The sequence below is a fragment of the Nocardioides sp. genome (assembly GCF_025964975.1).
Taxonomy (GTDB): Bacteria; Actinomycetota; Actinomycetes; order Propionibacteriales; family Nocardioidaceae; genus Nocardioides.
The window spans coordinates 42,259-50,097 of the sequence record NZ_JAOPXV010000097.1; the positions used below are offsets into that span (position 1 = coordinate 42,259).

Genomic DNA, 7,839 nt, shown 5'->3' on the forward strand with positions numbered 1-7,839 from the left:
TGTCAGAGCCGCCCGTCGGCGACAGCCTGGGTCACCCACGGGATGACCTCGTCGAGCATGTCGTCGAGGGAGGTGGTGCACTCGAAGCCCAGCACGTCCTTGGCCTTCTGCACGTCGGGCACGCGCTTCTGCACGTCGTACTCGTAGGCCTCGTCACTGACCAGGCTGAAGGGGGCGTCGCCCTTGATCTTGCGCCAGATGACCTCCGCCAGCTCGCGCACCGTGGTGCCCTCGGGCGTGGAGATGTTGAAGTCCTCGTTGTACGCCGCCTCCTGGCTCATGCACTCCACGATGCCCCTGGCGAGGTCGCCGCCATAGGTGTAGTGGCGGACCTGGTTGCCCTCGCCGAGGATGTGGAGCGGGTCCTGGCCCTTGACGATCTTCTGCACGAGGTCCGGCACGACGTGGCTCATGGCCAGCTTCACGTTGCCGGAGGCTATCTCGACGTCACCGAGCGCGCGGCCCTCGCCGACACCGACGCAGTTGAAGGGACGCACGATGGTGTACGGCAGCTTGTACTGGTCGAAGGCTGCCTTGGCGAAGTACTCCACGGCAAGCTTCTGGAACCCGTACGACGACAGCGGCGGCGGGATCTTGCGCTCATCGCCCTCCTTGGAGGGCCACGTCTCGGTGGACTCGAAGACCATCGAGCTCGAGAGGTAGGTGACCTTCTTCAGCTTGCCGTGCTGGAACGCCTCGATGGCGGCATCGCACTGCGAGGCCATGATCCGCTCGTTCTGCGCGAGCAGGTCGTAGGCGTAGGCGTGGAAGTAGGAGATGCCACCGATGAGCGCGGCGCCTGCGATGAAGTGGTCGCAGTCAGCGAGCAGCTTCTTCATCACGTCGACGTTGCGGCAGTCGTCCTCGTGGAAGTGGTAGTTGGGGTGGTTGTCGTAGGACTTCTCCACCTTGCCGTACTTGGAGTAGTTGTCGATGCCGACAACCGTGTAGCCGCGCTGGAGGAGCTCCTCGACGACGTAGCCGCCGATGAATCCTGCCGAGCCGGAGACGAGGACCTTCTGTTCCTGGGTCACGATGACTTCCCGTTCTTTGTGGCGGAGCGTTGGTTGATGGCGGCGATGCGACCGGCCTGCTCAGAGACCTGGTCGAGGGTCAGGGCTGGTCCGAAGGCGAACTTGTACCAGCGGAGGTACTTCGGGATCCAGCCCTTCATATCGAAGTTGGAGTCGCCGATGGTGCGGTCGAGCCAGATGGTGGGGATCTCCGCCACCGGCCTGCGCAGACGGCGCGCCTTGGCGGTGAGCTCCAGGCCGATCTCGAAGCCGGTGGTGCTGTGGATGCCCACCTCCCGGACGAAGGCGGTGGAGTAGGCCTTGAAGCTGTTGGTGGCGTCCTGGGTGCCCACGCGGGCGAGCATGCCCAGGGAGCGGCCGGCGCCGCGCGAGAGCACACCCTTGAGCAGGGGACCGCCGACCTGTTGTCCGCCGGAGGAGTAGCGGGAGGCGGCCGCGACGACCACGCCGCGCTCGACTAGGCGGGCGAGCGGATCGATCTGCCGCGGGTCGTCGGAGCCGTCGGCCATCGTGACGACCACGACCTCATGACTGGCGCGGTCGATGCCGTAGCGAATGGCTTGCGCCGGACCGCGACCGTAGGAGTTGACGAGCACCTGCAGGCCGTTGTCGAACCTGGGATGGGCCTTGACCACCGGCACGGTGGTGTCCTCGGGGAAGTCCACGACCACCAGCACCTCGAGGGTCGACTCGACGGCGGGGAAGATGCGGTCCAGGACCGGTGAGATGCCTTCGCCTTCGTTGTAGGCGGGGATCACCACCGAGACGCCCAAGGTCATACGGTCGTTCCGTTGCCGAGGAGGTTCCAGACGTCCACGACGGGCTTGTCGGTCGCGAGGCCGGCATAGGCCTGGTGCGGTGCTCCGATGACGAGGATGTCGGCCTGCTCGAGCACGTCCTCGAGCGGCATCAGGCCGTCATCGACCGTGACGTAGGGGTCGGTGCAGAGCACCCCGCCCGAGCGGAACTCGAGGATCCGCTTGAGCTTGTAGGACAGGCTGGAGCGGATGTCGTCGCTCTCGGCCTTGAACGCCATCCCGAGGATGCCGACGCGGAGCGCGGGCAGGTCGTAGGTCTGCTCCATCTGGGTGACCAGGTAGAGCGGGAGGCCCTCGTTGACCAGCATCGCGGAGTGACCCAGGACGTAGGAGTTGTCGGTGAATGCAGCGAGCTGCATCGTGTCCTTGAACAGGCACGGTCCCGCAGCGAAGCCGGCACCCGGCATGTCGGCCGCACGCGGGTAGTCGTGCGACAGGGCCTTGCGGATCCGGTCGTAGTCGAGTCCGTGGTCGTTGGCCATCCGGTAGAACTGGTTGGCCGCGGCAAACTTGATGTAGCGCCAGTTGTTGGTGAAGAGCTTCGCCAGCTCGGCCTCTTCAGGCTCCAGCTCGACGATGCTCGCCGTGAGGTTGCCGAACAGCTTGGCGGCGCGGTCGCGTGCCTGCGGGGTGCGGGCGGACACGATCTGCGGCAGCGAGAACAGCTCCTCCATCGCCCGACCTTCGGCGATCCGCTCGGGGCAGAAGGCAACGTCGACGTGCAGGCCGGCTCCCTCGAAGAGCTTCTCGATGTTCTTGGTGACGCCCGGGTAGACGGTGCTGCGCAGGACGACCAGCTGACCGTCGCGGAACGAGCCGAGGGACTCTCGCAGTGCCTTGGTGACGGCATGCGGGTCGGGGTTGAGGTGCTCGTCCACGGGGGTGCCGATCACCACGACGACCGCCTCGGAGCGACCGATGATGCCGGGGTCGGTCGAGGCCGTGAGCGCGCCGTTAGCCAGGGCCTTCTGCAGGACCTCTTGGGCGCCGTTCTCCATGAACGGGAGCTCGCCGCTGAGCACGAGGTCGACAGCTGCGCCGTCGATGTCCTGGATGGCGACGTTGAGTCCGCGGGAGGCGAGGGCGATGGCCAGGGGAAGCCCGACGTGGCCGCACCCGCCTACCACGACCACGTCGTGGTCGAATGTGGCGCCGGTCAAGAGAGGATCCTCCAGAGGTCGGAAATGTGGCCCCAACCTATAGGCTCCTCAGCCCTCCCCGCACATTGAGGCGGGGTCCGGCAACCGGCAGTTGCTCAGGCCTTCATGGTCCCTGCGTCGGCCTCAACGTGAGGCTGATCGAGTTGATGCAGTATCGGTCGCCGGTGGGGGTTCCGTGGCCGTCTGGGAACACATGTCCCAGGTGGGAGCCGCAGTTCGCGCAGCGCACCTCGACGCGGTCCATGCCGTGCGAGGTGTCCTTGATGTATTCGACCGTGTCCGTCATGGGCTCGTAGAAGCTCGGCCAGCCGCACCCGGAATGGAACTTCGTGGAGCTGGTGAACAGCTCGTGCCCGCACGCCTTGCACGCGTAGGTGCCCTCGGTCTCGGTGTCGGTGTAGGCGCCGACGAAGGCCGGCTCGGTGCCGGCTCTGCGGAGCACGGCGTATTCCTCCGCGCTCAGCTCAGCGCGCCACTCGTCGTCGGTCTTGTCCACCTGGTAGCCCATGACGCCACGGTACTGGCCACCCGGCTGGGTGAGGCGAGTACCACAGGCCCTTGACGCGGATGAGTGGACAGTTGTCCACTGAGTCCGACAGTAAGGAGTCCCACCGTGGCAGCCATCGATCGCCTGTCCTGGGCCCGCAAGGCGGGCTCGGGGCTCACCACTCCGCTCCAGCCCGACGACTACCTGCGGCTGCTGCATCCGCTCTGGACCGCGCGGGAGCTGCGCGGGCGGATCGAGAAGGTCATCCCCGAGACCGAGGACGCCGCCACCGTGGTGATCCGGCCGGGGTGGGGATGGAGCTTCGACCACAAGCCCGGGCAGTACGTCGGCATCGGCATCGAGGTCGACGGCAAGTTCCACTGGCGCTCCTACTCACTCTCGTCGCCGCCCAAGCGGCAGGGCCGCACCATCGCCATCACGGTCCGGGCGATGCCGGAGGGGTTCCTGTCCAAGCACCTCGTCGAGGGGCTCGAGCCGGGCGCCATCGTGAGGTTGGCCCTGCCGGCGGGAGACTTCGTGCTGCCGGATCCGCCGCCGGCCACGATGCTGTGCCTCGTCGGCGGATCTGGCATCACTCCGGTGATGTCGATGCTCCGCACCCTCGACCGACGCGGGACGATGCCGGACGTCGTCCTTCACTACTCCTCCACGACGCCCGAGCGGATGATCTTTCGCGACGAGCTGGCCGAGATGGCGCGCAAGCACGACGGGCTCACCCTGCACACGCTGCACACCGACCACGACGGGCTGCTCGACCTGGCCGACCTGGACTCGATCTGTCCCGACTGGCGCCGACGCGAGACCTGGGCCTGTGGGCCGGCCCCGATGCTGGACGCCATCACCGAGCACTTCGAGAAGGCGGGAGTGGTCGATCACCTGCACGTGGAGCGCTTCTCGCTCGACCTGGACACCGACGGGGGCGAGGGCGGCACGCTCACCTTCAGCAATTCGAACAAGACCATCGAGGTCGACGGGGCCACCACGGTCCTCGAGGCAGGTGAGCAGGCCGGTGTCGGGATGCCGTACGGCTGCCGCATGGGCATCTGCCACACCTGCACGCTCACCCTGGTCAGCGGCACCGTCCGCGACCTGCGCAACGGCGAGGAGTACTCCGACGCCAACGACCGGGTGCAGACCTGCGTGACCGTTCCCGTGGGCGCCTGCACGCTCGACATCTGAGAGCCCACAAAGGCTCGACTCCACCACCCGAGAAGGGACAGTTCATGGCCATCAGCGACGTCAAGGAATACACGCACCTCACCCCGGAGGAGGTCGACCAGCTCGGTCGTGAGCTCGATGCGATCCGCAAGGACATCGAGGAGTCACGGGGGGGCCTCGATGCGGCGTACATCAATCGGATGATCAAGATCCAGCGCGGTCTCGCGGCAGCGGGGCGGTTGACGCTCTTCGCGAGCCGCTCCAAGCCGGCCTGGGTCGCCGGCGCGACCATGCTCGGCGTGGCCAAGATCCTGGAGAACATGGAGATCGGCCACAACGTGATGCACGGCCAGTGGGACTGGATGAACGACCCGGAGATCCACTCCTCGACGTGGGAGTGGGACACCGCCCAGCCGGCCGAGCAGTGGAAGCACAGCCACAACTACATCCACCACCAGTTCACCAACGTCCTCGGTCACGACAACGACATCGGCTACGGCATCCTGCGGATGGCGCGGGAGCAGAAGTGGCACCCGGTCAACCTCGGGCAGCCGGTCTACAACGCGTTGCTGGCCACCTTGTTCCAGTGGGGCGTGGCCCTGCACGACCTCGACCTTGAGGCGATCCGCAAGCGCGAGAAGGACCCGAAGGTGCTGGCCAAGCAGCTGCGCCAGATCAAGCGCAAGATCACCCGCCAGATCGGCAAGGACTATGTGTTCTTCCCGGTGCTCACCGCCGCGACCGGGCCGGCCAACGTCGTGCCGACCCTGACGGCCAACATGACCGCCAACCTCGCGCGCAACCTGTGGTCCTACATGATCATCTTCTGCGGCCACTTCCCCGACGGCGCCCTGCACTTCACCGAGGAGGAGCTCGAGGACGAGACGCGCGCGGAGTGGTACCTGCGCCAGATGCTCGGGTCGGCCAACTTCGAGGGCAGCAAGATCCTGCACGTCATGAGCGGCCAGCTCGGCTACCAGATCGAGCACCACCTGTTCCCCGACCTGCCGGCCAACCGCTACTCCGAGATCTCCGTGCGGGTGCGCGAGCTCGCAGCGAAGTACGACATCCCCTACACCACCGGCCCGCTCCACCGGCAGTACGGCCAGGCGTTCCGCACCATCATGAAGCTCTCGCTGCCCAACAGGTTCACCTCCTCCGACCAGCCGGAGCCGCCGTCGCCCCCGCGCGACGAGGCACCGCTGTCGGGGCGGCGCCGTACCGATGCCGAGCGACCCAACCGCCGGCAGGAGACCGGTGGCTGGTCAGGCCGGGCGTCGGCGTGAAGGAGGACCTGCGCAGCGGCTCGACCGGGCTCCGGGAAGCCACCCGAGCCTGGGTGACCCAGTGCGCCCTGTCGAGGATCTGCGGGGTGTGCGAGGGCGGTCTCGGTCGCCCGATCGCCTTCGTCGGCTCGCTCGCCGAGCGCGACCGCAACCAGTTCCACCAGCCACCGATGCACCTGGCATGTGCAGAGGGCGTGCGCGTGGACGGTCAGGTGATCGTGGCGACGGCGGGCTTCGACTTCATCCGCCCCGACCGTGAGGACGCCGACCAGTCACCGAGGTTCGAGCCCAACTCGCCGCTCTGACCCAGGTCACCGGGTCGCGTTGCTGCACTGGCACGCTGTCGGGATGGAGACCACCCAGATCCGTCTCGCCCAGCGCCCGGTCGGTGCGCCCGCCCAGGACACGTTCGCCACGGCGACCCAGACACTGCCCGACCTCGAGGACGGCCAGGTCGCGCTGGCGATCCGCTACCTCTCCCTCGACCCCTACATGCGGGGGCGACTGAGCTCGGCGAACTCCTACGCAGAGCCCGTCGCGATCGGGGACGTCATGGTCGGCGGGACCGTGGGCGAAGTGGTCGAGTCCCGCTTCGATGGTCTCGTCCCCGGTGACACCGTCCTGTCCTACTCGGGGTGGCAGTCCGCTGCCATCGCCCAGGGATCCCACGTCCGCAAGCTGGACCCGTCCCTCGCGCCGGTCACCACCGCCCTCGGTGTGCTCGGGATGCCCGGCTTCACGGCCTACGCCGGACTGCTGGAGATCGGCCGCCCGCAGGAGGGGGAGACCGTCGTCGTGGCGGCCGCCACCGGCCCGGTCGGCAGCGCAGTGGGGCAGATCGCCCGCATCAAGGGTGCGCGCGCCGTCGGCATCGCCGGCGGCCCCGACAAGGTGCGCGCCCTCACGGACACCTTCGGGTTCGACGCGGCACTCGACCACCGCGCCCCCGACTTCGTCGAGCAGCTCAAGGCCGCGACCCCCGACGGGATCGACGTCTACTTCGAGAACGTCGGTGGTCACGTCTTCGACGCCGTACGCCGCAGGCTCAACAACCACGCCCGGATCCCCGTGTGCGGGCTGGTCGCCAACTACAACCTCACCTCGCAGCCCGAGGGTCCCGACCAGCTCGCGGGCTTCCTGGGACAGGTGCTGACCAAGAGCCTCACCGTCCGTGGGTTCATCCAGGACGAGTTCACGCGCAGCCACGGGCGCGACTTCGTGCGCGACATGGGTGGGTGGCTCGCCGACGGCCGCGTGCGCTACCTCGAGGACGTCGTCGAGGGGCTGGAGAACGCGCCCGCCGCCTTCGCCGGGATGTTGCGCGGGGACAACTTCGGCAAGCTGGTCGTCAAGGTCTGAGGCGCGGGCTCGGTTAGGTTGGAGCCATGGCAGCGGCAAAGGCGGCGATGGTGCAGGCCGGGGACCGGGAGGTCCGTGTCTCCTCGCCGAACCGCGTGATCTACGAGGCGACCGGCTCCACCCCCAAGGTCACCAAGCTGATGGTGGCGGAGTACTTCGTCTCCGTGGAGGACGGACTGATGCGCGCTCTCCGGGACCGGCCGACTGCCCTCGAGCGCTGGCCCAGCGGTGTCCGCGAGGGCTTCAAGCTCGCCACCGGCCCGAGCGACAAAAACACCGAGGCGTTCTACCAGAAGCGCGTGCCCAAGGGTGCTCCTGACTACCTGGAGTCGGTGGGGATCGCCTTCCCGTCCGGGCGGACCGCCGACGAGATCTGTCCGACCGAGATCGCGGTCCCGGTCTGGTGCGCCCAGATGGGGACCCTGACCTTCCACCCCTGGCCCGTCCGCCGTGACGACGTCGACCATCCCGACGAGCTCCGCATCGACCTCGACCCGCAACCCGGGACGGACTTCT

General features: G+C 67.6%; 8 protein-coding genes and 1 pseudogene. 5 read left to right on the forward strand and 4 right to left on the reverse strand.

The features are described from left to right. Positions 1 to 2 precede the first annotated feature (2 nt). The 4 genes from JWN68_RS06880 to msrB all read right to left on the reverse strand — a co-directional run bounded on the left by JWN68_RS06880 (position 3) and on the right by msrB (position 3,520). Complete coding sequence (locus JWN68_RS06880; protein ID WP_297736585.1) at positions 3 to 1,034, reverse strand: NAD(P)-dependent oxidoreductase; 1,032 nt, start codon at positions 1,032 to 1,034, stop codon at positions 3 to 5. Further along, positions 1,031 to 1,813, reverse strand: coding sequence for a glycosyltransferase family 2 protein (locus JWN68_RS06885; protein ID WP_297736588.1), 783 nt, complete (start codon positions 1,811 to 1,813; stop codon positions 1,031 to 1,033). The genes JWN68_RS06880 and JWN68_RS06885 overlap by 4 nt, the downstream gene beginning before the upstream one ends. Then, positions 1,810 to 3,012, reverse strand: coding sequence for a nucleotide sugar dehydrogenase (locus JWN68_RS06890; RefSeq protein ID WP_297736590.1), 1,203 nt, complete (start codon positions 3,010 to 3,012; stop codon positions 1,810 to 1,812). Before JWN68_RS06890 ends, JWN68_RS06885 begins: the two co-directional genes overlap by 4 nt. A gap of 103 nt (positions 3,013 to 3,115) precedes the next feature. Next, on the reverse strand, positions 3,116 to 3,520 hold the full coding sequence (msrB, locus tag JWN68_RS06895; protein WP_297736593.1) for a peptide-methionine (R)-S-oxide reductase MsrB: 405 nt from the start codon (positions 3,518 to 3,520) through the stop codon (positions 3,116 to 3,118). A 105-nt stretch (positions 3,521 to 3,625) separates the two neighbouring features. On the opposite strand from msrB, the gene JWN68_RS06900 reads away from it, so the two are divergent. The 5 genes and pseudogenes from JWN68_RS06900 to JWN68_RS06920 all read left to right on the forward strand — a co-directional run. Then, on the forward strand, positions 3,626 to 4,699 hold the full coding sequence (locus JWN68_RS06900; protein ID WP_297736596.1) for a ferredoxin reductase: 1,074 nt from the start codon (positions 3,626 to 3,628) through the stop codon (positions 4,697 to 4,699). Between the two features lie 44 nt (positions 4,700 to 4,743). Then, positions 4,744 to 5,964 (forward strand): acyl-CoA desaturase, encoded by a 1,221-nt coding sequence (locus tag JWN68_RS06905; RefSeq protein WP_297736599.1) that lies wholly within the window; start codon positions 4,744 to 4,746, stop codon positions 5,962 to 5,964. Then, positions 5,961 to 6,269: a hypothetical protein gene (locus JWN68_RS06910; protein ID WP_297736602.1), complete on the forward strand. Its 309-nt coding sequence runs from the start codon at positions 5,961 to 5,963 to the stop codon at positions 6,267 to 6,269. The genes JWN68_RS06905 and JWN68_RS06910 overlap by 4 nt, the downstream gene beginning before the upstream one ends. A gap of 43 nt (positions 6,270 to 6,312) precedes the next feature. Beyond that, positions 6,313 to 7,323: an NADP-dependent oxidoreductase gene (locus JWN68_RS06915; RefSeq protein WP_297736604.1), complete on the forward strand. Its 1,011-nt coding sequence runs from the start codon at positions 6,313 to 6,315 to the stop codon at positions 7,321 to 7,323. A gap of 26 nt (positions 7,324 to 7,349) precedes the next feature. Next, positions 7,350 to 7,839: pseudogene (locus JWN68_RS06920) on the forward strand (ATP-dependent DNA ligase); the annotation flags it as partial.